The following is a 22,544-nucleotide window of genomic DNA, read 5'->3' on the forward strand; positions in this document are numbered from 1 at the left end:
AAGCACTTAAAACAAACAGCCTTCTAAAAAGTTAGAGTTAGAAACTTTTTAAAGGTATTTTTTATAAAAACATTAAAAATTTTAAAAAAAATCAATTATGAAAAAAAGTATTTTTTTACTTATACTTTTAATAAGTATAATATCTTGTAGAACTGACAATACAACTATTGAGACTGATTTTGATAACGCTGAGAACAAAGAAATTGAGCTTCTGTATAATCAGGCACAGAAAGAAGGAAATGAAATTACCGTTTGGGGCGGTGGAGATGATCCTGGCGAGTTAAACTGGATTAAATCAGAATGGGAAAAAGACTTTCCAAAAATTAAGATGAATATTAGAGTGGATCTCTCCAAATTTCTTGATGTTGAAATAGATGATCAGTTAACTAACAATAACCTTACTCCTGATATCGTGCATATACAGACTTTACATGATTTTTACCGTTGGAAAAATCAAGGAGTTTTAGAAAACTTCAAGCCTGTTCAGTGGGATAAAATACCTGACGATATTAAGGATCAGGACGGAGCATTTACACCTGTATTTATGGTTACTTTTGCAATGCTTGTTAACCGGAATAAAGTAAATTCTACTCCAAAATCATATACTGATATTTTGCAGCCTGCTTACAAAGATAATTTAATGCTTACCTATCCCCATGATGATGATGCAGTATTGTACTTATATAAAAAAATTGTAGATCAATATGGATGGGACTTTATAGATAAGCTGATTCAACAGAACCCTAAATGGATTCGGGGTACTGCTGCCCCTGCATATCAGGTTGCAAAAGGGAATGTATTAGGAACCATAGGAGCTGCGGGTGTATTTGATAAGTCAAAGGACTCAAATGCAGAAGTTGTCCTTCCTGTGAAAGATCCTTTTTTGACTTGGGCTCAGACTTCAGCCATTTTTAAAATTAGTAAACATAAAGCAGCGGCAAAGCTGTACATGACCTGGCTTCTTTCTAAAAAAATACAAAGCATCTGGTCTGAATGGTCAGTGAGAACAGATATGCCTAACAAATCAGGATATCCTTCCTATAGAAATTACCCCAATACCTCTCCAACAGATTTTACAAAATTCATGCTAGATAGAAGTTCGGTAGAAAGCTTTTCGAAAGCTATGGAAGCTAAAATAGGACCTATAAAGGGAGGATCACCATTAACAGATCCTGACATTTTGGAATTATTAAAGTAATCTTAGTGATTCCACGAAGTTTAAAATATCCAAATATTTAAAATGTCGATTCAACTAATGGAGAGATTTCTTGTTGTAAATTAGGTAAGAAAATTAATGAAGAATTACTAACTCAATTACTTTCATTATTACATCTAAATTAGAAACCATTTAATCCGGAGAAGTATTTAGCTTCTTCGGATTTTTTATTCATTTTATCTGAATTTTTTCATATTAATACTTAGTTGTGGCCTTTTTATATTATAAATATTAAGAAATACTGTAAAAATTGACCGTAAAAACAAACTGTATTTTAAGTTGAAATTCAGTATGTTATAATTTGTGTCGTGGCTTTGTCGGGTTATTGTCGGGTTTATTTTTATTTAAAAAACAAAATGAAATTGAATCTTTGTCAAAAAAATAACAATGACAAAATCTTCACAGTTTATCCTTCCTTTTTTGATTCTGTTCATGAGTATAGTACATGCACAGACAGAAAAAACTGACCCTCTTTACAAAACAATTATATCAAAAGACAGCCTGTTTTTTTCAGCAGGTTACAACACCTGTAACATCGGAAAGATGGAAAGCATGTTAAGCGACGGGTTTGAATTTTATCACGATAAGGGCGGCTTTGAAGACAAAAAGAAATTCATCATTGATTTTAAAAACGGATTGTGTAAGTCTCCGGAAACTTATCAATTAAAAAGAGTTTTAGTTGGTAAAAGTACCGAGATCTACCCCATGTATAAAGATGGGAAAATATATGCTGCCATTCAGAATGGAGATCACCTGTTTTATGAAAAGATAGGGGATCAGGCTGAGAAATTAGTCGGGGAAGCAAAGTTTACTCATTTGTGGATTTTGGAAAATGCTGAGTGGAAACTTAAAAATTCATTGAGCTTTGATCACCATCCGAAGCAGACTACTGATAATGAAACAATGTTTGATAATGATCAGTCGATGCAAAGCTGGCTGAAAGAAAATAATATTCCTACTTTGGGGTTAGGAATTATCGAAGGTGGAAAACTACAGCAGGTAAAAGTTTTTGGAGATACCAAAACAGGAATTTCAGTCCCCCTCAATGCTTATTTTAATGTTGCCTCTCTCACCAAACCAGTTACTGCAATGGTAACCTTACGATTGGTAAGCTTAGGAAAATGGAAACTGGATGAACCTTTAGATGCTTACTGGACAGATCCGGACATTGCGAATGATGCAAGACATAAAAAGATAACAACCAGGATGATCCTGAGCCATCAGACCGGTTTTCCTAACTGGAGATGGATGAACACTAACAAAAAACTCAACTTTCAGTTTGATCCGGGCACAAAGTATCAATATTCAGGAGAAGGTTTTGAATACCTTCGGAAAGCACTGGAAAAGAAGTTTGGTAAATCACTGGACCAGCTTGCGAAAGAACTTATTTTTCAGCCTCTCAAAATGCGTAATACAAACTATATCTGGGATCAGAATACAGATGAGTCAAGATTTGTGACAGGATACAATGAAAAGGGAAATGCTTATCCGATAGAAAAAATTAAAACAGCCAATGCTGCCGATGATCTGCACACCACGATAGAAGATTACGGAAATTTTATGGTCAGCATTATGAAAGGAAAAAATCTGAAGCCGGAAGTTTTTCAGGAAATGATCAAAAAACAGGTGAAGGTTAAAGAAAATAAGTATTTCGGACTAGGTCTTGAAATTTATGATCTTGGAAATGGCGAATATGCTTTATCTCACGGAGGAGCAGATCAGGGAACAAGATGTATTGCCATTGTACTGCCTGATTCAGGTAGAGGGATTGTGATATTTACCAATGTAGATGATGGCTATAAAGTTTATGAAAAGCTGGTGCTTCATTATCTGGGGAAAGAAGGGAAGAAGATTGTGGAGATAGAAACCCGATAACTGTTTATGCAATGAAAATCTTTGTATATTCGGGGTATCAATCTGGAAATAAATACAATAGGTGTGTATTTGTTTCCAGTATGCCAAATTATGAACAGAAACAAAACAAAAGCTATGTGGCAGTATTATATTATCCTTGGAGCAGGAATACTCCTGTTTGTTGCAGCATTGCTGAGCCTCAAAAGCACTCTTTTATTCTTAAAAAAAGCAGAAAAGACAACGGCAACCGTTACCTCACTGCGGGAATTTGATTCGGATGGAATAGTATTCAGCCCTCTCTTTACCTTCCGTACCGGAAATAATGTTGAATATACCTATGAACTGCCGGAAGGTACCAATCCTTCAGCCTGGTCGGTAGGTGAGACAGAGACTGTTATCTATGATCCGGATGATCCTTCTTCGGTAGAATTATATACGTATTTCAGAATTTTTGCATGGCCTTTAATACTGATCTCAATAGCACTGCCATTGCTGGTAGTGGGAGGAGGTTATTTTATTGCAGACCAGTTTTTAAAATAACCTCTTCCTTCTGTATTTCTATTTTACCTTTTCCAGAAGATACAATTTAGCCCCGGAAAATGCCAGTTTAGGCATCAGGTTTCCTTCCAGGACCATCGTCTTATTATTAGCATCTATGACAGAAATATAGTTATTCGAGTTGTATTCTATATAATTCTCCTTTTCTTTTGTTGAAGGATTTTTTCCAAACTCCATAGAATATTTCACCCAGTCTTCATCCTGTGTGCTGCAGTGTACTGGTTTGAATTTTGACTTTTTAGCCTTGAAAACGATCTGGTCAAAGCCTTCCGTACATTCTGAGGTAAATGAGCCGTCAGGATTCTGATCTTTAGAAAAATCTTCAAAAGAACCACGATAAACTCCCACCACTTTCCAGGTTCCGTCCAGACGGTCTTCATCAATTTTTCCTTTCGCTTTGCTTACCGCCCAGCTGATTCCGTTGACGGTTCCTTTTACTGCTTTATAGCTTAAGCTTACAGCTCCTGATACTACTTTTGTAGCTGTTCTTACTACACATGAATTGAGAACAAGGACAGCCGAAGCCAGAAATATTATTTTCTTCATTTTGTCAAATTTTTTCAGATACGAAGATAATGTTTTTGGAAAAACTGCCTGAAGATGAATTATGTTTTGCATATTTTAATAATAATTTTAGACATCTTTATGTATTCTGCTGTCCGGTTTACCGCCCGAAAATCAGTTTTCACCGCTCAATATGACCTGCTCAAAGTATTTGCACTTATTCCTGGCTCTGTTATACCATAATTTTACCATCATAAAACATCACTATTATGAATACAACATTGAACTTCAGTAAAAAAATACGATTCGTTTTATCCCTGGTTATTTTTATGGGAGTTGGATTGTTATCTCTAAAAGCACAGACTTATACCACTGGCGAAAAAGATCAGGAAAATGCAGCTGTCAGATCAGCTTTTCAGAATACAAAGAAAATCAGAGCCGGGCTGCTGGATGTAGGGTATGCAGAAGTAGGGCCTGCAAACGGAAAACCTGTTATCCTTCTTCATGGATGGCCTTATGATATTCACAGTTTTGAACAATCCTCAGCGATACTTGCAGAAAAAGGCTACCGTGTTTTGGTCCCTTATTTAAGAGGCTATGGTACAACGACTTTTGTTTCACCCAATACAAAACGAAACGGTCAGCAGAGTGCTGTGGCATTGGATATCATTGCTTTTATGGATGCCCTGAAAATTGATAAAGCGATCATTGGCGGTTTTGACTGGGGAGCCAGAACGGCAGATATCATGGCTGCATTGTGGCCAGAGCGATGCTCCGGACTGGTGGCGGTAAGCGGATATTTAATTGGAAGCCCAAAGGCCAACGAAAAACCTCTACCTCCAAATGCTGAATTTTTATGGTGGTATCAATATTATTTTTCTACTGAAAGAGGTTATAAGGGCTATAAAGCGAATACTGTGGCATTTAATAAACTGATATGGAAAACTGCTTCGCCAAAATGGACTTTTGATGATCAGACCTACGAACGTTCTGCTACAGCATTCAATAATCCTGACCACGTTGATATTGTAATTCACAATTACCGCTGGCGTCTTGGATTGGTGAAAGGGGAAAAACAATATGATGCATTTGAAGCTAAACTTGCAAAATCTCCCGCCATTACAGTCCCAACAGTTACCCTGGAAGGTGATGCCAACGGAGCTGCGTTTCCTGCCCCGGAAAGTTATGCTTCCAGATATACAGGCAAATACGCACATCATACTCTAACAGGTGGAATTGGACACAATTTGCCACAGGAAGCTCCAAAAGCATTTGCAGATGCGATTATAGAAGTAGACTCCATGTTACAAACCAAATAAATATCTGCCAGATCAAATAGGATGATCTGAATGTTGAAAAGTAAAATCTCAGCACTATTTTGTCTTAAAATAATTATATTTGAGTACCAGAGAAAAACAGAGCAAGTGTTATAAAAAATAACGAAGAAGCTTTAGACATCATTCATAATTTATTTAAAATGAAATATTTTGCTTTCATATTATTATTTTCACTTTTAAGTTGTGAAAAGAGTAAGACCGATAAAGAAATTGCCATTTCCGTGGCTGAAAAAAAATGGAACGAAGTGTATGGTAAATCAACAATAAATAAGCAAAAACCGTTCGTTGCAGAAAAGAAAAACGACAGTATCTGGATTGTGCATGGAAACTCTCCAACACCGCCGGCAATTGGAGGTGTTGCATATGCCGAAGTAAATGTAAAAACAGAAAAAGTGATTGAGTATACCCATGGAGAATAAAACCCTTTAAAAAATAAAAAACCACTACTCAGCAGCAGTGGTTTTTTATTATTTGGTGGTCAATTCTTCTTATAAACCTTCTTCCAGCTTCAGTTTATTCACCAAAGGATTGGCATACATGGCTAAGAAATACTCTTTAGAAACCGGATCGGATGGATCTATACGCATTTCAAGCCTGCGGGTAAATAACTGTTTTTCCTGTTCCGTGTATTCGGAAGCGTAGGTATTGGTATTATGAAGTAAATCGTAAGCAATGTATTTGGTTGGCCAAAGTTTATAATTACTGATGATAGAACGGTCAATTACCTGTGCAATGGCCTGCAGCTGTTTGTTTTTATTGTCAATGGTCGCTGCAATTTCGTCCAGTTCAGTATCAAGGACATCACCGGCATGAAGGTGGATACGTTTCTTTTGTCCCAGAATTCCACTGATGATATTGGTGAAATCTTCATTTTTCCCTTTAATATATTCCTCATCCCTGTGCTGAGCCAGCAATTGAGGCATTTTTAAAGAATCTGTAGGATCGTACTCATAGGAAATAGAGATCGGAACTATTTTTAAAGTTTTAAAATAATCTATCAGTGACTGATCTCCAGCTGCCATGGCAAGCATTTTTAAAACACCCTGCTGGGTAGAATCATTACCGTTTTTGGTACGGCCCTCACGTTGGGCAATCCATACAGAACGGTTTCCCTGATGCAATTGCTCCTTAATATATTCAGACATCGTCTGTGAACTTGTAAGTTGTTCACGAAGGGACAAACCTCTTTGTACCAAAAAATTCCGGTTCAGTTTTGCCAGTACGTTTAAGAATTTTTTGCGGACAAGATTATCTCCGATAGCAGAAGCGGTCATAATATAGCCACCCTCCAGCAAAACCAGATTAAGCAGTGAAGTATCCAGAACGATATCCCTGTGGTTTGAGATGAAAAGGTAAGGGGTGTTCTTATCCAGCTTATCGAAGCCTGAGGTCGTTAAGCCGTCAGAACTTTTCGCAAGGATCTGACGAACGGCATACGCTACAAACTGATGCTGGAAATCACTGATGGAATGAACATTTTTAAACTGTTCCAGCCAAACCTGCTCATCCGTATCAGGAAAAGTAAAATTCATCAGAGCTTTCATCATCGGATCACGGGCTATGCTCTGTAATCTCTCATTCACTTCCTGATCATAGAAATACCGGATTTCATCAAACTTAGACATGCAGTTAGGTAAAAATTAAAACTTTTGCAAAAGAACGAAAATTTATTGGGGGATAGGGTATAATGGGTGTTAAAGTATTATGAAGGGCGTAGGAGTTCGGGGAATATTGCGTTAATTGTAAAAGAAAATCATAATTATATTTCTAATGTTTACATTCAACTCTGCTCCAAAAATAGATTTTTTTTCACAACTTTATTCTTCCGTATTTTATAAATCCTACATTTCCACTAACACATCTGCCATATTCATATTTAAATCATCTTTAAGCGTTTTTACCAATAAAAATAAAACAGGTAACCCTATAGATTACCTGTTTTTTGAATTATTTTATTTATAATTTTCTTTATTAAGTTCCATTAATTATAGAAAAAACATTTTTGAACATGACCAAAAATTTATTTAATGATTTTTTCAGGAAAAAAATCTTTTAGATCAATATCATAAATTACAGGATTACATTTTTTTTCAGAGATATTCTCTTTAGGAACCTTTGAAATATTACTTAAAATATCATCTATATTTTCGTAAACAATATTTCCTTTTAGATCAATGTCTGTTACATTACAAAAATTTCGAGTGTCTTGTATGGTAATCCACGCTTTATAAATTTCATTTTTTGGTGGTGGTAGTGGCATGTAATGATATTTTATAAAATACTCGTAATTGAAATCTTTATCTAGTATAGCCATTGAAGAAACAAACATATAGTTATCATACTTGAATAGTCTCTATTCACAAAAACATCTCTTGATTTAGCAATTGAGGAAATTCCTGTACCAAAAAGATCATCATATCTCACGGACAAACATGATCCCATAATCAGATTTTTGCCATCCTTAACATATTTGGCAATCCCGATGAGACTTTCTATACTGTTTCTTGTTTCCGCAGCCAATTTACTTTTATCAGATGTATACTGTTGCATATGACTCCCTAGGATTTTTTCAGTTTTAAGATTTGTATAAAAGCCTGTATCTCCTGTCATTCTATATCCCGTCTCAGAATTTGAATCAGGAATTACTTCTCCTTTTTCATCAAATACATAACGTAGACTTTGTAAACCATGTGCATTAATAAAAATGTTGTCGGCAAGATTTTGTCCCAGATATGCTATTAATTTTTCCAAAGCATCTTTTAAGCTTGAAGCATCAATTACATGCCAACCGTTTTTTTCAAAATCGCTATTAACGAAATTACCAACATGCCCAGCATCTCCCCTTAAAAAATTCAGGATGATGTTAGTTGCTGTAGATCCTCCACCGGTTCGTTTACCAATCCAGTTATTTTCTATATATCCTGAGGTAAAATTCCCACTTCCTCCTGCAAACCACCATGAGCCATCAGGTACACTAATTTCTAACCCTCCATCATATGGTTTATTTCTCATCCCATCCGGATCTGTAAACATCACAGGATTATCAGCTCCATAGTGATAAGGGCTAAATCTCCTAAATGCTTCCGCTAATGGATCTGTGGTTCCCCATCTTCCCAAATCCGGCATATACATCCTTGCACCATAATCATACATTCCATTTTCCTGAAGTTCTTTGCCATTATATTTATAGCTGTAGAAACTTCCGAAACCTGAGGTGCTGAAAGAACCCGAGATATGGTTCAGCCCAAAAGGGTAATAATTGTTGGTATCGATAATTTCAGGAGCGCCTGTGCTGCTTTTGATAAAACTTACCCTGGTATTTCCAAGATGGTCTTTTTACCAACACATCTGAAACACCTGGTATGATCTTCAATATTTTAAATGACCTATTTTCTCTTTTCTACTGTTCTGGCTATCAGTAATATCATTTAAATTGAGATTTTCATTCTTATTTTTAAAATTAGAGTATTGATTTTCAATACTCTAATTTATCACCAACATGTTTGAAACATTACCTTATTTTATAACACGAGCGAGAACGCTAACACTAGCTTGCAGTTTGTTGCTTATGTATTTAATTATTTTTTACAAACTCGTATTTTAGCATTTCATCAGGATCACCTTCCCATATAAAAATATTCCAAGGTGGATTATTTCCATTGATACCTTGCCCTGAGATATAAAATAAAATTTCCCCTTTTGTTCCCTCGGGTAGATTATATTTTATAGTAATTCCATTGTCTATATTATCAATAATACCACTTTCTACATTTTCTGTAAACTGCCAAGTTCCTTCAGTATTTAATTCTCTATTTTTATTTTTTGGAAAACTACTGATTTTATAATGATCGACCCCTTTCAAAATACAAGTTCCATTTTTATTTAATTTGATATATGCATTATCAGATGACTTCCAAGTACCTATAAAATCTGATTGTTTTGGCTTAGTTTTACCACAACTATATAACATAATTGTTAATAGTGTAATTAATAAATGTTTTAATTTTGTTTTCATTTTAGATATAATACTTCTGTCCAGTGAAATGATTGAGTAGTTTTAGACCCCCAACCTGTTTTAAATTTATCATTAATAAGTTTCCCCGCTGTCTGTTGTCAAATTGGAAGATAGCCAAGCACAGGAGGGCGGGACGCAGATTGCATTGTAGAAGAATTTTCAACATGAAATGAAACAACTACACTCTTATTATATGCTGCTGCCGTGTATTCTAAGTTATAAGATCCTAAATATGTTACTGCTAAATTCCCTGTTAACCCGCCTGTTAATAACGTTGAATAATCTTTAAGATAAAGCCCAACTCCTTTAATACCACCTAGCTTATAAGAATTTGACCCCTCTAAACTACTTTGACTTAAAGCCATTTTAGATAGGATAATATCCCTAGTGGCTTGTACATGATTATGTTGTCTTAGCATTTCTGTCATTAAGTCTCCATTAGTAAAATCTCGATGTCTTGGACCTGTTCCTGAAAGCCATTCTACGCCTAACTGCCAAGGAGTTATTTCTTGATTAGAAGGAAAATTCTCACCAAGCTTCAACACATGTCCTACCATTTCTTGTGCTGTATTCGCATTTCCAGCAGCTCCTCCTGTCCACCAGCTCATATAGCCGTTATTGGTTTTGAGAGAGAAATCTCCTCCGTTTTGAACTGCTGCCATTAAATCTGCATATGCTTGCGTTTTTCCAAAAATTCCCTGAGTAGATCCCCCACCAGTTCGTTTACCAAGTCCGGAATTTACCACGTAGTCCGGCGAGCATTATCAAGTTCTTTCAGTACAATATATTCTCCATAATTCTCAAAATTTTCAAGTATCTTAACTTTAAGTTTTTTAAGTTCTTCCCTATCAGTTAAGTTTTCTTCTCTTCGGAAAGCAAAAAAAAGAGTATTACTATCTGAAAACAAACATTTATATATTTTTTTTAAACGAATTAAATCCTCTGACACATCTAAATCAAAATCTTCAATAGAAAGAAGATTTATATTTTTATTCAAAATACTATTATTAATTTCCACAGATCTTCAAAATAATATATTAATCAAAATTTTATCTATTTCGGTTAATCTTAATATCCCAATAAAAACCTAATGAGTTTAAAATCTTTTTATACCATGGTCTAGAAAATTCTTCTTTCAAAGCTAAAGGAGATCTTGTGGTCTCCCATGGAAAATCCATATCTTGACTTTTACGTAACCATAATACGTCTGGTTGTGATTCTCTGGAAGCTGTATATAAATAAGGAAGATTTGTTAAGGGTATATTTCCTAGTGGTAATCTCTGTGTATACTTAACAATTTCTGCTTCTTGTTCAATATTTTTTATAAAAATTAATGTTGGAAACTCATAATAATGAAACATTCTATTAATTAGTTCCCTATTTATAAGAGTATCTATTTTTAATTTACATAAAATAATTCTATTGTCATCACCAATACTAACTAATATTTTGTCTGAAATAAAATTAATTGTATTCATAAGATTATCATTCTCTACCCATCGTTTAAACCCAAGAAAATATACATAAGAAGTATTTATTGAAAAATATTTAAAAATATCATCCCATTTTATTTGTTTTATTTCAAGATCATTTTCCATATCTTTTATACTAATTATGTCCTCATTATATCGGAATAAATCTAAACTCTTGTCCATAAAAATTATTTTTTATAATTCCAGTAATTAAATGGAGCATGCCAAGGATATTGAGCGGAACTTCCATACGTAGAGCCTCCAATAATAAATCTAAAATGAGAATGAATCCCTATTGATCCTGTAGGATTGGCATGAGGAATTCCATAATCCCATCGCAATAAATTTCCACCTTGAATATTACTTTTCATAGAAAATATTGTACCTCCTGGAACACCTGGTCCATTTCCGTAAAGAGCCTCTACTTTATAGCCTCCAATTTTAAGCCCATTTTTTCCAAAAACACCATATCCTCCTCTAAGTCCAAAAGGATTTATTTGAGATGCTTCTTTTAATATTATTGCTTCAGCAGCTTTTTCTGTTAGGTACCCTGCACCGTATGAATAATCATTTGAGGTATAATTAGGAATGTTACTCGTAATATCTATTAAACTATTAAGTGTTTTTACTGTTCCATAAGCTCCTAAAGTAAAAGTATTAGCAAGCCCATTCCAATAACTTTCTCCAAAAAATTGTCCTTTAATATAATTCCAAGATGACTGAGCTCCTCCTACAAATCCATCAAAATAACTATCACTTAAAGTTTTATCTTCAAACTTCATCATATGTCCTACCATCTCCTGAGCTGTTGTAGCATCTCCCAAAGCTCCTCCTGTCCACCAGCTCATATAGCCGTTTTTGGTTTTAAGCGAAAAGTCTCCTCCATTTTTGATAGATGCCATCAAATCTCTATAAGCCTGTGTTTCTCCAAAAGTTTCTCCACCACCTCCTGTCCATGGTTTGGCGTCATATACTCCTCCCAAGGAATAGTCTTGCTGTCCTGAAAATGCCATGATGTTTGCACGGCTTCCTTTCCCGCCACTGGCATAATAGGATAACATCCCATTTCCAAAGCCCATAGAGCTGGGATCTTTTTCTGCCGGTGACATGGCGCGCCTTCCATCCGGATCTATAAAGCTTATCGGGTTATTAAAAGCATAATTATATGGGGTAAATCTTCTGGAGGTTTCTGCTAACGGGTCTACGACACCCCATCTTCCAATGTCAGACATATACATCCTTGCTCCGTAATCATTCCAGCCGGTTTCCTTTTGTAATTCTTTACCATTGTACTGGTAATTATAAGATGGGTTACCTCCTACAGTATTATATCCTGAGTGCTTTAACCCAAAAGGATAATAGTTATTTTCTTCCAGAGCTTCTGCGCTGCCAACGGTATTTTTTAGTAATATTCAAAAATTAGAGCATTGAAATCCAATGCCCTAATTTATTATCAAAATTTTTGGAATATTATTAATACTATCAGTTTTTAAATAGATTTATTATTTCTAAAAATCCTCAATAAGATTGGTGAAAGACCTCCTGAAACAATTAAGAACAATCCTAAATTTGATATATTCAATTTATTAGGAAACATTACCATTAACATTAGCCATGTTAACATTATTCCAATCATTATATAACCATAAATCTTAGCTGATTTAGTATTATACCAATTGTATTCAACAATCAAATCATTACTTCTTTTTTTATTCTGCAAAGTAATAATTTCAATTAAATCTTCTTTAAAATCTAAATAATTCCCACTATCTTTTTTAGGAATATTCAAAAAAATTTTATAAGACTTAAAGACTAATCTACATCCATAAAATGTTTCAGTTTCACTAAAATTATAATTACGAATATCTATTATATCAATTTTTTTATTGTTAAAAAAAATATAATCATTATCCAAAATTATATTATATGTAATTGTACAATTATTTTTAATTAACATAAAGCTTAAAGCTGATAATGCAAAAAGTACAATCGCAGGAAAAATTTTTGGATTATAATAAATAGAAGTTAGTATAGTTAATAATATTACGAAAATAAAAGCAAAAGACATAAACAATATCAGTCTTTTTATTGAAAAATTTTTAAATTTATACTTTTTCATTTAATTTATTTATGGGTACCAAATTGTAGATTTTCTACCAATACTCTTATCTAATTGATCACTTACTCCAAACATATAGTCTGCTACTCCATAAATTGCAATCCCTGCAAGGATGGCGGGAGCTGCTGCAACTATAACAGGAGCTGTGGCAAATGTAGCAACAGCTGTTGCACCTAATAGACCAAGATTTACAATTGAATGGGCATCCCAAGTATCAGTTCCAAATTCATATAATGTTACACCAGCAGTTAATGCTGTACCAACATAGCCTAATCTTTTAGATATTTTACCTACAGATTTCATAAATCCTTCGGTTGATCTTAAAATCTTTCCTGCTCTAATACCACTAACTGCTGAAAGAAACGTTGAAGCGTTTATTTTGTTTATGTTAGATAATTTATTGTACTCATCTATTATCATATTAGCATTTCCTAATTGTCCATTTAAATGCTTTTCAGTGTCTTTAAAAAAATCTTCCGTTTGATATTTCATTAAAGAATGACTTGCACTTTCTATATCATTCGTAAGTCCTAATAAACCATCTCCAGCGAGCTTTAACATATGCCCCACCATTTCCTGAGCTGTATTGGCATCACCTAAAGCACCTCCTGTCCACCAGCTCATATAGCCGTTATTGGTTTTGAGAGAGAAATCTCCTCCGTTTTGAACTGCTGCCATTAAATCTGCATATGCTTGCGTTTTTCCAAAAGTTCCCTGAGTAGAACCCCCACCAGTTCGTTTATCAAGTCCGGAATTTACTACGTAGTCCGGCGTAAAGCTTCCGTTCATCCCGGCAAACCACCACGATCCTTCTGGGATATTACTGATCATCCCTCCGTCATAAGGTACATTTCTCATCCCATCCGGGTCTATAAACATAACAGGATTATCTGCTCCATAATGGTAAGGGCTAAATCGTCTGAAACCTTCAGCTAATGGATCTATTACGCCCCATCTTCCAAGATCAGACAGATTTCTTGCATCGTAATCATTCTATCATGCTTCGTTTTGTAATTCTTTATCGTTGTATTGATAATTGTAAGATAGGTTGCTACCTCCTATAGCATTGTATCCGGCATGCTTTAATCCAAAAGGATAATAGTTGTTTTCTTCAAGAGCTTTTGCACCAATGCTAGTATTTTTAAGTAAGATTCAAAATTAGAGTATTGAAAATTAATACTCTAATTTATCACCAACATATTTGCAAAGTTACCATTTATCTAAGTAATTAATTATTATACCAATAATTATAGCTATAGGTATCAAAAATAAGCCAGCCATATTATTTTTGGCTCCTTCTTTTTCTATATTAGAGTTATATGCTTCAGACATTTTTTTTGAATTAAATTTATATACAAAAATCCATCTTATAAAAACTCCAAATCCTCCAAATACAAAATCTATCATAATATTAATATTTTGGTCCTAATTGATATATACCTTTTTTAACTGTGCTTTTCATTCCTGTATTAACTCCCCAATTGCCAACAGCGTTTCCTACTGTACCCAATTGAGTGAATGGTTTAAGTCTAAAACCAATACCCATTGTCATCGCTTCAATAGCCGGAATAGATATTTTATTAAATTTCTCCTTTTCACTCAATATTGTAGTTCCATCTTTATAATTTAATGTTTGCCCCCATGCCCCATCTTTAAACCCCCATAAGGTTATGTCCATTTTTACATGCATATCACCAGCCTTTCCTTGTTTAATCATTTCTTTTGGTGCAAGATAAAAACTTCCATAAAAGAGATATCCTACAACTTGAATACCTTCTGCTGGTTTTGAAATAATATTATCTGCTAGAAAGTTCCATGTTTTTCGAATACCTGAATATTCTTTAGATTTGGGACATTTAGGACACTCTTCATCTATATCATCCTGTGTAAAATCATTTTCTTTGAAATATTCAGCTTCAGGCACAGCAAGATAAGCCATTATATCTCTATAAGCTTGTGTTTCTCCAAATGTCTTCGGGGTTGCTCCACCTCCGGTTCGTTTACCAATCCAGTTATTCTCTATATATCCTGAGGTGAAATTTCCACTTCCTCCTGCAAACCACCATGAGCCATCAGGTACACTAATTTCTAACCCTCCATCATATGGTTTATTTCTCATCCCATCAGGGTCTATAAACATAACAGGATTATCTGCTCCATAATGATAAGGACTAAATCGTCTAAAGCCTTCTGCTAAAGGATCTGTGGTTCCCCATCTTCCCAGATCAGGCATATACATCCTTGCACCATAATCATACATTCCACTTTCCTGGAGTTCTTTACCATTATATTTATAGCTGTAGAAACTTCCGAAACCTGAAGTGCTGAACGAACCTGAGATATGATTCATCTCAAAAGGATAGTAATTGTTGGTATCAATAATTTCAGGAGCGCCTGTGCTGCTTTTGGCAAAGCTTACCCTGGTATTTCCAAGATATTTTTTTCATATTTGGAAAATTAGAGTATTGATTTTTCAATACTCTAATTTGTTACCAATATACTTATCTATAATGGATATTCATTTTGTATACTTTTGACTATTAACTAATCGTTAAATCAGGTAGCTTGAAGTCATTTCGAGAACTTATGATTAAGGTATTTCCACCTAACCCTTTTATACAACTAAAATTTGCATAGTGATGAATTAATAATTTTTCATTTCCTATATCATGAAATTTATTCTTTTTTTGAAAAGTGATATAATCAGAAAAATTAAAATTTTCAGTAGGAATAAAAAAGGTGCAACTGTAAAAATATTTCCAAACATCAAAAATAAAGTTATATGTATACTCATTTATCTTAATTCTGCCAACACTATCAAAGCGAGCATTATCAAGTTCTTTCAGCACAATATATTCTCCATAATTCTCAAAATTTTCAAGTATCTTAACTTTAAGCTTTTTAAGCTCTTCCTTATCAGTTAAGTTTTCTTCTCTTCGGAAAGCAAAAAAAAGAGTATTACTATCTGAAAACAAACATTTATATATTTTTTTTAAACGAATTAAATCCTCTGACACATCTAAATCAAAATCTTCAATAGAAAGAAGATTTATATTTTTATTCAAAATACTATTATTAATTTCCATTCATATTATTTTATAGGTTGTCCCCAACGAAATGGATTTAAACTTCTATGAGGAGAATTAGTATAACCCCAATAATTTGTATGAAAATGTAAAGTATTACCTTTATTTAATGATGGTAATCCATGATAATCTAATCTAAATTTATTGTTTGTTGATGAAACATATGAAAATATTGTTCCACCACCAACACTAGGATTAGAATATAAAAACTCTACTTTTCCAATTTTAAATCCATATCCCCCTCTAAATCCAAAAGGATTTACTTCAGCAGCTTCTCTTAATATTATTGCTTCAGCAGCTTTTTCTGTTAAGTACCCTGCACCGTATGAATAATCATTTGAGGTATAATTAGGAATGTTACTCGTAATATCTATTAAACTATTAAGTGTTTTTACTGTTCCATAAGCTCCTAAAGTAAAAGTATTAGCGAGCCCATTCCAATAACTTTCTCCAAAAAATTGCCCTTTAATATAATTCCAAGATGACTGAGCTCCTCCTACAAATCCATCAAAATAACTATCACTTAAAGTTTTATCTTCAAACTTCATCATATGTCCTACCATCTCCTGAGCTGTTGTAGCATCTCCCAAAGCTCCTCCTGTCCACCAGCTCATATAGCCGTTTTTGGTTTTAAGCGAAAAGTCTCCTCCATTTTTGATAGATGCCATCAAATCTCTATAAGCCTGTGTTTCTCCAAATGTTGGAAGGTTTCCTGCAAATGGTCCGCCACCACGTCCCATGCCTGTTGCTGGCATTCTGTATCCATCTCCTGCAATGCCCATCCACCATCCGGAGTTCGGATGCTGAGGAGCCATGTCACTGGCTTCATAAGGCATCGCAGCTTTTCTTCCATCTGGGTCTATAAAGCTGACAGGATTGTTTAAAGCATAAGTGTATGGCGAAAATCTTCTGCTTGTTTCTGCTAAAGGATCTATTACTCCCCATCTTCCGATGTCAGCCATGTACATTCTGGCACCGTAATCATTCCATCCGGTTTCTTTTTGTAATTCCTTACCGTTGTATTGATAATTGTAAGATGGGTTTCCACCTACATTATTATATCCCAAATGCTTTAATCCAAAAGGATAGTAGTTGTTTTCTTCAAGAGCTTCTGCACTGCCACCGGCATTTTTAAAATAGCTGAGGCGTACATTTCCCAGATGGTCAGTATAGCTGTAAATATACCTATTATTTTCAAAATCATAGTAGCCTTCTGCTGTAGGAACAAACTTTAGTGCCGGAACCGGTAAAGCACTACCTACAATATCGTCTCCTTCGTACTGAAAACCATCCAGATAATCTACAATATTGGCCGCTTCAAACTGTCCCCTTCCTGATCCATACGTATATACTTTTCTTATCTTGGTGCCATCTGCGCGGTAGGTATACCTGGTATTGACATTGTAAAGTACTGAGGTATCATGGGATCTGTATGAAGTGTCAAACTTTACATAATCCGGAAGGTTCAATAAGTTATAATCTATTTGTAGTATACCTTTGTCAAGATGGTTTGTCATGTTTCCGTTGTCATCATAAGAAATGATACTTCCTGATACATCAGGATACCCGCTGTAATTGGACGAAGCATCTGTAACAGCGTTTAACCGGTTCCCGGTATAATTGTAAGTCAGATCATCCATAAGAGACGCAATTCCCGACAAACCTGTATTTCTCTTGATGGAAGTGATATTGCTGTTCATATCATATCCTATAGTTTCGTTATAGAAACCATTCTGTGGAACGGATGCACCTGGTTCAGAATACAATGCTTTTTTCAGCCTGTTTAACCCATCATATTCATAGGTATACCTTCTCAGTACATTATCAGTAACTGTTTTCCAGTCTACTTCTCCGATAGTCCCGTTATATTTTGATGAAGTTCCTAAAGGATTGGTATATTTCAGCTCATATCCAAATAATTTCCCATTAAGGACGGCCGGATTATTCATTTTAATAACTGCACCCCTGATATCATAAGCGTAATCAATACTCTGCAGGTTATTTCCTACCTTTTTATTGGAAAGCTGCGACAATTCATTGTAGCTGTTCTCTGATAACAGTTCCTGCGGCTGGCTATTTACCTGATGCCATTGTTTCTTTAACCTGTTCTGTGAGTCGTATTCAAAAGTCTGGGTAATAACTTTTTCCGGATCTGAAGGGAGTCTTTTATGGTAGACTTTTGACTGCTTCGTAACCCCTGCAAAATCCAGTTCTGATTCCGTTTTGGTATAACCTCCCAGATGGTTGACAGAATAGGTTCCGATAGTTCTTCCTCTGTCATCATAATACACATAGTTTTTCGTCCAGTTATCATCTTCAATATTTTTAACCAGACTTACCACCGGAAGGTTTTTAGTATTTATACTGGTATTCTGTACGTCAGAAATAACAGGTTTTCCTAATATTGCTGCCGGAAATGCCGGATTGAAGCTGTACTGGGGATAAGTGTCATAATAGTTGACGGACAATAGCTTTACCCAGCCGGTATCAGGATAAGTTCCGTTGGGATCATAAAAAACATCCATTCCTTCTCTGTTAAAGAAAGCACCAGTTGTTCTTTTGGTATTATTGGAACCAAAACCATCAGCCAAAGTCTGTTCAGAAGATCTTGCCGCTCCTGAAAAGATGCCTGTGAAGGCCACCCTTCCAAACTGATCATACTTGGTGTACAGCCATTGTCCCTTTTTCTTTAATTCAGTATCCTGCTTAGCAACCAGCCTGTCCTGCCTGTCATAGACCATATATTCCCGACCTTTGCCCGGAAGTTTTTTCTCTATCATTCTTCCCTGCCCATCATATTGATACTGGTAGCAAAGATTATCCAGGGCTGTCTGATCCGGCGCAGCATCTTTCACAGCTAGAGGAGGAATTACATAAGCCAGCTGGCCATATTCATTGTATACATAATAAGTATCTATATTTTTGGTATCATCATTATTCCTTGCCAGAATAACCTGTCCCAGACCATTGGAAAACTCAATAGTAAGGTTTCCGTCTGCATCCGTTGCTGTTTTCTTGTACAATGTACCTGCTGGATATTTCCCTTTGTAAATAACGGAACCGGAAGTAGGTGCACTGAACCATATTACTTCCCCGGTGGTATTGGCAGCATAGGTAAATGTTGAGGGATGTAGGGCCCATTCATTTCCGATAGGTGTCACTTGTTTTATTTTGCTTGCAGGAGCATTTTCCAGGACTTTTTCTCCATAGATCCTTTCGTTTCCGTAAATAGCTGTGGCATTATTTAACGGAGCACTGTAGATGGCTCCTCCCTGTGTTCCCGGCTGGGGAACCGGAAGATAGCTTTTGGTCTGCCTTCCGAATTCATCGTAAATAACAGGTGTTACAATATCTTTCCCAGCCGGTGTTGCTTTCACATCAATGGTTTGTACAGCTCTTCCTAATCCGTCAAAGTACTGAACGGTCTGAGCCTGTCTGGCACCAGGGCTTGAAGTGGTTACTTTTTCCAGATAGGTTCTGGTCTGTATATAATTTTCTGTAGTACTGGGGCTTGTCTGTGCATAAGATGATCCTGCTACAAACAATATGCTGAATATATTTAAAATTCTTTTCATGATTTTTTTATGTTAAAGAGTAAAAGCTTAGATGTATATTTAAATATTCACTCATCACTTTTAATGTTTGTAGTTGTATTCGTAATCTTTCAGAATGTTCCCATCTTTATCTTCAAGCCTCTGCAGTCTGTTGAAATTGTCGTACCTGTACACTGTCCTTATTCCGTTGGGTGAGGTCACTGAGGTGGTCCCGATAAGCGGATCATAGGTATAGGTAGTAATAGAATACTCTTTCATAGCAGGGTCTTTTCTTACATTTTCCAGAGCAGTAAGTAAAGCAGGCTCATTGACCGGATTAGAAGCATCTGCATCAGAGGCAGCTACGGCTGCTGTAACAGTAGCAAGAGAGGAAATCTGATTGTAAGATGCGCCTGTAATTTTTGCAATGACCTGTGTTCCGTTATATCCGTAAATAATTGCAGTTGGAATTCCTGATTTTGCAATGACTTCCCTTGGGTTTCCTTTACCATCATAGTTTGTAATGATGCTTTCTGTGATGGGAGCCAGGCTTTTAAGGTCATAAGAAACTATTGAGCTGGGATACAGGTTGGCAGGATTGTCAAATTTAGTTTCTGATTTTGCTGCCAGCTGTCCATCTACTTTGGTTTCTGTCTGTAAAGGTGTAGCAAGCATACGGGCATTCATCAGTTTCGTATTGGCTACATCAGATGCATATTTTATTGTTTTTTCAGTAATGATGCCTTCGGGAGAAGTTTCTTTTACGATTGAAGGAGCAAAATTATAAGGGCTATAAGAGGTTTCTGTGCTGTTTACAAGACTTGATGCATTATCAAAGAAAGTTGTAGAAATCACTTTTGCAGACTTGATCCACGCTGCTTTTGAATTATATCCTGAGCAGGTAAAATACTGAGGGGCTCCCGAAATATCCTCCATAACATACTCTGTATTTTGCGAGCTTGTCATTACATTTTGCTGGTTATATACATCCTGCTTATACAGAAGACCGGTAGAGGTAATATTATAATAAGGCCGAAAAGAAGGTATCGTAGAAGTAAAATCGCCAGGCATTTTAAAAGAATAATTGGTATATCCCAGATTATTACCCGTATCTCCATAAATCTCTTTTACATTTTTATAGAGCACAATTCCGTTATCATAAAATTCACTGTTGCCGTCACAGTTTTCAGAAGTATAATACGCTCCGCTGGAATCATTAGGATTTAAAAACGAATTATATTCATATTGTGTTGTTTTTTTCAAAACATTATTGCTGTCAAAATGCTGAATACTTGCAATTCTTACTCCTGTTTTAACCTGCATGGCATTTCTGAAGGGTAATGAAGCAGTCGTAATTGTACTAAGTACTATATTACCGTAACCAAAACCTGCATTGTTTCCCTGTCCTTTAATTTCAAAAGTGTAATCTCCAGGGGCAAGATTGTATTTGCTGCAAGTAGTTGTAGTGGGTAAAATTTCTACTCCTGATTTCTTTAGCTTAATATTAATGACTGGAAGAACATGCATGGGATATTTATCTTCATATATTTCATCCACAGAATATCCGATATAAAATGTTGTTGCAGTATCTACATGAAGGTTATACGTACTGCTTTGATTGGTATCAAAAAATATTCTTTTTGTTTCATTTAATGACTGTAAATATGGATTTGCTAAACTAGTGTTGTTTAGCTGAAGGGAGCTATTATCTTTGTAAACCTCGTTAAACTGGAAATTATACATCGTGTATCCCCCTTCAGGATGGAGCATTTTCTTTAAAGCACGGTATGTATGTTCTGTTTTAGTATAACTGTTACATGCATAATCATTATTTCCGATATCCTGATACTCTACAAATGAAAAATTATCATATTCAAAAGATCTTTTTTCAATACTCTCCTGATTGTTATTAAGTTTCTCTAAACTGTTCAGTTCTCTTTTGGTACCGTTAGAATAAAAGAGTTTATATTTGGAAATAAGTCTGTTGTATTTGTCAAATAAGGATACACTGTTTATTTTATAAGGATCATCATATCCTTTTTCTTTCAAAGGTTCATAGATATTTTCAAAACCAAGCTTTCCAAAATCGGTGGAAATTTCTTTTAGCTTACAGCTCTGGTATAATAAAGTGGTACTTCCTGGTTTATTAATATTATCCTTTTGATATGCAAAATTGGCAACTTCGATATTGCTTTCATCCAGAATCTTAGTAAGAAAGAAAGCTGATTTAAAGTAAAAGTTAGTTCCATTCAAAGACTTGCTATAATCTTCGAAAATATATTTAAATCCTTTTTCATCGGTAATTTTGAAAGAGGTTAAAACCAATGTGGCAGTATTGGAATCTCTCGTGTACTCAATTTTAATATTGTTCCCTGAAATATGGTTTAAGGTAAAAGTATTGTTGGTAAGATCCCTGATAAAGGTAAACTTACCTGAGTTTCCGGGAATGTTGTAATAGTAAACATCATCAAACTGGTTTTTCTTGTAATCCGGTTTACTTGCGTTATCATAAAATTCATCTACTTCGCTGTTCACAACGCGTGATATACTTCCTCCACTACCCAGCGACCATCCGATACCTACCTCACTACCAGGTTTATTTCCTGATGCATTGGCGACATGATAACTCAACCCGGTAGACATTCCTAATTGGCTATTAATAGTAGGCAGGCTAAACAAAGGAATTGATATATTAGGTACACCTGTTGATAATGAAACAGGGGTGTTTACATAAGAGGAAAAAGAGGAAACTGAAGGAACCGGCTCAGGAGTATCCCCAAAGTTTCTTTGTCCTTTTCCCAAACCAAAAATTAATATGGATAATGGTAATAGTTTATATAAGGTTTTCAT

General features: G+C 35.1%; 21 protein-coding genes. 5 read left to right on the forward strand and 16 right to left on the reverse strand.

Annotated elements, in window-relative coordinates; translation table 11 throughout:
- Positions 1 to 97: 97 nt before the first annotated feature.
- The 3 genes from OL225_RS04170 to OL225_RS04180 all read left to right on the forward strand — a co-directional run bounded on the left by OL225_RS04170 (position 98) and on the right by OL225_RS04180 (position 3,610).
- On the forward strand, positions 98 to 1,198 hold the full coding sequence (locus OL225_RS04170) for an ABC transporter substrate-binding protein (protein ID WP_264517361.1): 1,101 nt from the start codon (positions 98 to 100) through the stop codon (positions 1,196 to 1,198).
- Between the two features lie 405 nt (positions 1,199 to 1,603).
- On the forward strand, positions 1,604 to 3,091 hold the full coding sequence (locus tag OL225_RS04175; RefSeq protein WP_264517362.1) for a class A beta-lactamase-related serine hydrolase: 1,488 nt from the start codon (positions 1,604 to 1,606) through the stop codon (positions 3,089 to 3,091).
- Positions 3,092 to 3,181: 90 nt separating this feature from the next.
- Positions 3,182 to 3,610 carry a DUF3592 domain-containing protein gene (locus OL225_RS04180; protein ID WP_264517363.1) on the forward strand — a complete coding sequence of 143 codons (429 nt, stop codon included), beginning with the start codon at positions 3,182 to 3,184 and terminating at the stop codon, positions 3,608 to 3,610.
- An 18-nt stretch (positions 3,611 to 3,628) separates the two neighbouring features.
- Here OL225_RS04180 and OL225_RS04185 read toward each other — a convergent pair whose 3' ends face one another.
- Positions 3,629 to 4,174: a hypothetical protein gene (locus tag OL225_RS04185; protein ID WP_264517364.1), complete on the reverse strand. Its 546-nt coding sequence runs from the start codon at positions 4,172 to 4,174 to the stop codon at positions 3,629 to 3,631.
- 227 nt (positions 4,175 to 4,401) lie between these two features.
- Between OL225_RS04185 and OL225_RS04190 the strand changes: the two genes are divergently transcribed.
- Positions 4,402 to 5,451: an alpha/beta fold hydrolase gene (locus tag OL225_RS04190; RefSeq protein WP_264517365.1), complete on the forward strand. Its 1,050-nt coding sequence runs from the start codon at positions 4,402 to 4,404 to the stop codon at positions 5,449 to 5,451.
- 158 nt (positions 5,452 to 5,609) lie between these two features.
- Positions 5,610 to 5,888: a YbbC/YhhH family protein gene (locus tag OL225_RS04195; RefSeq protein ID WP_264517366.1), complete on the forward strand. Its 279-nt coding sequence runs from the start codon at positions 5,610 to 5,612 to the stop codon at positions 5,886 to 5,888.
- Positions 5,889 to 5,957: 69 nt separating this feature from the next.
- Here the strand turns inward: OL225_RS04195 and OL225_RS04200 are convergent, their stop codons facing one another.
- From OL225_RS04200 to OL225_RS04275, 15 genes are all read right to left on the reverse strand, one after another.
- A complete protein-coding gene (locus OL225_RS04200; protein WP_264517367.1) occupies positions 5,958 to 7,094 on the reverse strand; it encodes a 1-acyl-sn-glycerol-3-phosphate acyltransferase in 1,137 nt (378 codons plus the stop codon).
- Positions 7,095 to 7,489: 395 nt separating this feature from the next.
- The gene (locus tag OL225_RS04205) at positions 7,490 to 7,729 is read right to left on the reverse strand and encodes a hypothetical protein (RefSeq protein ID WP_264517368.1); all 240 of its coding nucleotides are present in this window, start codon (positions 7,727 to 7,729) and stop codon (positions 7,490 to 7,492) included.
- 41 nt (positions 7,730 to 7,770) lie between these two features.
- Positions 7,771 to 8,772, reverse strand: coding sequence for an RHS repeat-associated core domain-containing protein (locus tag OL225_RS22005; protein WP_319800588.1), 1,002 nt, complete (start codon positions 8,770 to 8,772; stop codon positions 7,771 to 7,773).
- 271 nt (positions 8,773 to 9,043) lie between these two features.
- A complete protein-coding gene (locus OL225_RS04215; RefSeq protein ID WP_264517369.1) occupies positions 9,044 to 9,484 on the reverse strand; it encodes a hypothetical protein in 441 nt (146 codons plus the stop codon).
- Positions 9,485 to 9,582: 98 nt separating this feature from the next.
- A complete protein-coding gene (locus OL225_RS04220) occupies positions 9,583 to 10,146 on the reverse strand; it encodes a hypothetical protein (protein ID WP_264517370.1) in 564 nt (187 codons plus the stop codon).
- A 77-nt stretch (positions 10,147 to 10,223) separates the two neighbouring features.
- Positions 10,224 to 10,481: a hypothetical protein gene (locus OL225_RS04225; RefSeq protein WP_264517371.1), complete on the reverse strand. Its 258-nt coding sequence runs from the start codon at positions 10,479 to 10,481 to the stop codon at positions 10,224 to 10,226.
- 52 nt (positions 10,482 to 10,533) lie between these two features.
- On the reverse strand, positions 10,534 to 11,139 hold the full coding sequence (locus tag OL225_RS04230; RefSeq protein WP_264517372.1) for a hypothetical protein: 606 nt from the start codon (positions 11,137 to 11,139) through the stop codon (positions 10,534 to 10,536).
- A gap of 5 nt (positions 11,140 to 11,144) precedes the next feature.
- Positions 11,145 to 12,368, reverse strand: a complete 1,224-nt coding sequence (locus tag OL225_RS22040; RefSeq protein WP_413541850.1) for an RHS repeat-associated core domain-containing protein — start codon at positions 12,366 to 12,368, stop codon at positions 11,145 to 11,147.
- Between the two features lie 77 nt (positions 12,369 to 12,445).
- Positions 12,446 to 13,075, reverse strand: coding sequence for a hypothetical protein (locus OL225_RS04240; protein WP_264517373.1), 630 nt, complete (start codon positions 13,073 to 13,075; stop codon positions 12,446 to 12,448).
- A gap of 9 nt (positions 13,076 to 13,084) precedes the next feature.
- Positions 13,085 to 13,954 carry a hypothetical protein gene (locus OL225_RS04245; RefSeq protein ID WP_264517374.1) on the reverse strand — a complete coding sequence of 290 codons (870 nt, stop codon included), beginning with the start codon at positions 13,952 to 13,954 and terminating at the stop codon, positions 13,085 to 13,087.
- Between the two features lie 330 nt (positions 13,955 to 14,284).
- On the reverse strand, positions 14,285 to 14,482 hold the full coding sequence (locus OL225_RS04255; protein WP_193546516.1) for a hypothetical protein: 198 nt from the start codon (positions 14,480 to 14,482) through the stop codon (positions 14,285 to 14,287).
- A gap of 4 nt (positions 14,483 to 14,486) precedes the next feature.
- Positions 14,487 to 15,425, reverse strand: a complete 939-nt coding sequence (locus OL225_RS22010; RefSeq protein ID WP_319800564.1) for an RHS repeat-associated core domain-containing protein — start codon at positions 15,423 to 15,425, stop codon at positions 14,487 to 14,489.
- 190 nt (positions 15,426 to 15,615) lie between these two features.
- Positions 15,616 to 16,161, reverse strand: a complete 546-nt coding sequence (locus OL225_RS04265; protein ID WP_264517375.1) for a hypothetical protein — start codon at positions 16,159 to 16,161, stop codon at positions 15,616 to 15,618.
- Between the two features lie 5 nt (positions 16,162 to 16,166).
- Positions 16,167 to 19,736, reverse strand: coding sequence for an RHS repeat-associated core domain-containing protein (locus OL225_RS04270; protein WP_264517376.1), 3,570 nt, complete (start codon positions 19,734 to 19,736; stop codon positions 16,167 to 16,169).
- 60 nt (positions 19,737 to 19,796) lie between these two features.
- Positions 19,797 to 22,544 carry an RHS repeat domain-containing protein gene (locus tag OL225_RS04275; RefSeq protein WP_264517377.1) on the reverse strand — a complete coding sequence of 916 codons (2,748 nt, stop codon included), beginning with the start codon at positions 22,542 to 22,544 and terminating at the stop codon, positions 19,797 to 19,799.

This window comes from Chryseobacterium viscerum, from assembly GCF_025949665.1.
Lineage (GTDB): Bacteria > Bacteroidota > Bacteroidia > Flavobacteriales > Weeksellaceae > Chryseobacterium > Chryseobacterium viscerum_A.

Coding starts and splice junctions, on each gene's coding strand:
- OL225_RS22010 (WP_319800564.1), bottom strand. CDS start 15,425: ATGAATCATATCTCAGGTTCGTTCAGCACTTCAGGTTTCGGAAGTTTC.
- OL225_RS04175 (WP_264517362.1), top strand. CDS start 1,604: ATGACAAAATCTTCACAGTTTATCCTTCCTTTTTTGATTCTGTTCATG.
- OL225_RS04270 (WP_264517376.1), bottom strand. CDS start 19,736: ATGAAAAGAATTTTAAATATATTCAGCATATTGTTTGTAGCAGGATCA.
- OL225_RS04200 (WP_264517367.1), bottom strand. CDS start 7,094: ATGTCTAAGTTTGATGAAATCCGGTATTTCTATGATCAGGAAGTGAAT.
- OL225_RS04275 (WP_264517377.1), bottom strand. CDS start 22,544: ATGAAAACCTTATATAAACTATTACCATTATCCATATTAATTTTTGGT.
- OL225_RS04240 (WP_264517373.1), bottom strand. CDS start 13,075: ATGAAAAAGTATAAATTTAAAAATTTTTCAATAAAAAGACTGATATTG.
- OL225_RS04255 (WP_193546516.1), bottom strand. CDS start 14,482: ATGATAGATTTTGTATTTGGAGGATTTGGAGTTTTTATAAGATGGATT.
- OL225_RS04195 (WP_264517366.1), top strand. CDS start 5,610: ATGAAATATTTTGCTTTCATATTATTATTTTCACTTTTAAGTTGTGAA.
- OL225_RS04230 (WP_264517372.1), bottom strand. CDS start 11,139: ATGGACAAGAGTTTAGATTTATTCCGATATAATGAGGACATAATTAGT.
- OL225_RS04215 (WP_264517369.1), bottom strand. CDS start 9,484: ATGAAAACAAAATTAAAACATTTATTAATTACACTATTAACAATTATG.
- OL225_RS04185 (WP_264517364.1), bottom strand. CDS start 4,174: ATGAAGAAAATAATATTTCTGGCTTCGGCTGTCCTTGTTCTCAATTCA.
- OL225_RS04265 (WP_264517375.1), bottom strand. CDS start 16,161: ATGGAAATTAATAATAGTATTTTGAATAAAAATATAAATCTTCTTTCT.
- OL225_RS04180 (WP_264517363.1), top strand. CDS start 3,182: ATGAACAGAAACAAAACAAAAGCTATGTGGCAGTATTATATTATCCTT.
- OL225_RS04220 (WP_264517370.1), bottom strand. CDS start 10,146: ATGGCAGCAGTTCAAAACGGAGGAGATTTCTCTCTCAAAACCAATAAC.
- OL225_RS04170 (WP_264517361.1), top strand. CDS start 98: ATGAAAAAAAGTATTTTTTTACTTATACTTTTAATAAGTATAATATCT.
- OL225_RS04245 (WP_264517374.1), bottom strand. CDS start 13,954: ATGTTTATAGACCCGGATGGGATGAGAAATGTACCTTATGACGGAGGG.
- OL225_RS04190 (WP_264517365.1), top strand. CDS start 4,402: ATGAATACAACATTGAACTTCAGTAAAAAAATACGATTCGTTTTATCC.
- OL225_RS04205 (WP_264517368.1), bottom strand. CDS start 7,729: ATGCCACTACCACCACCAAAAAATGAAATTTATAAAGCGTGGATTACC.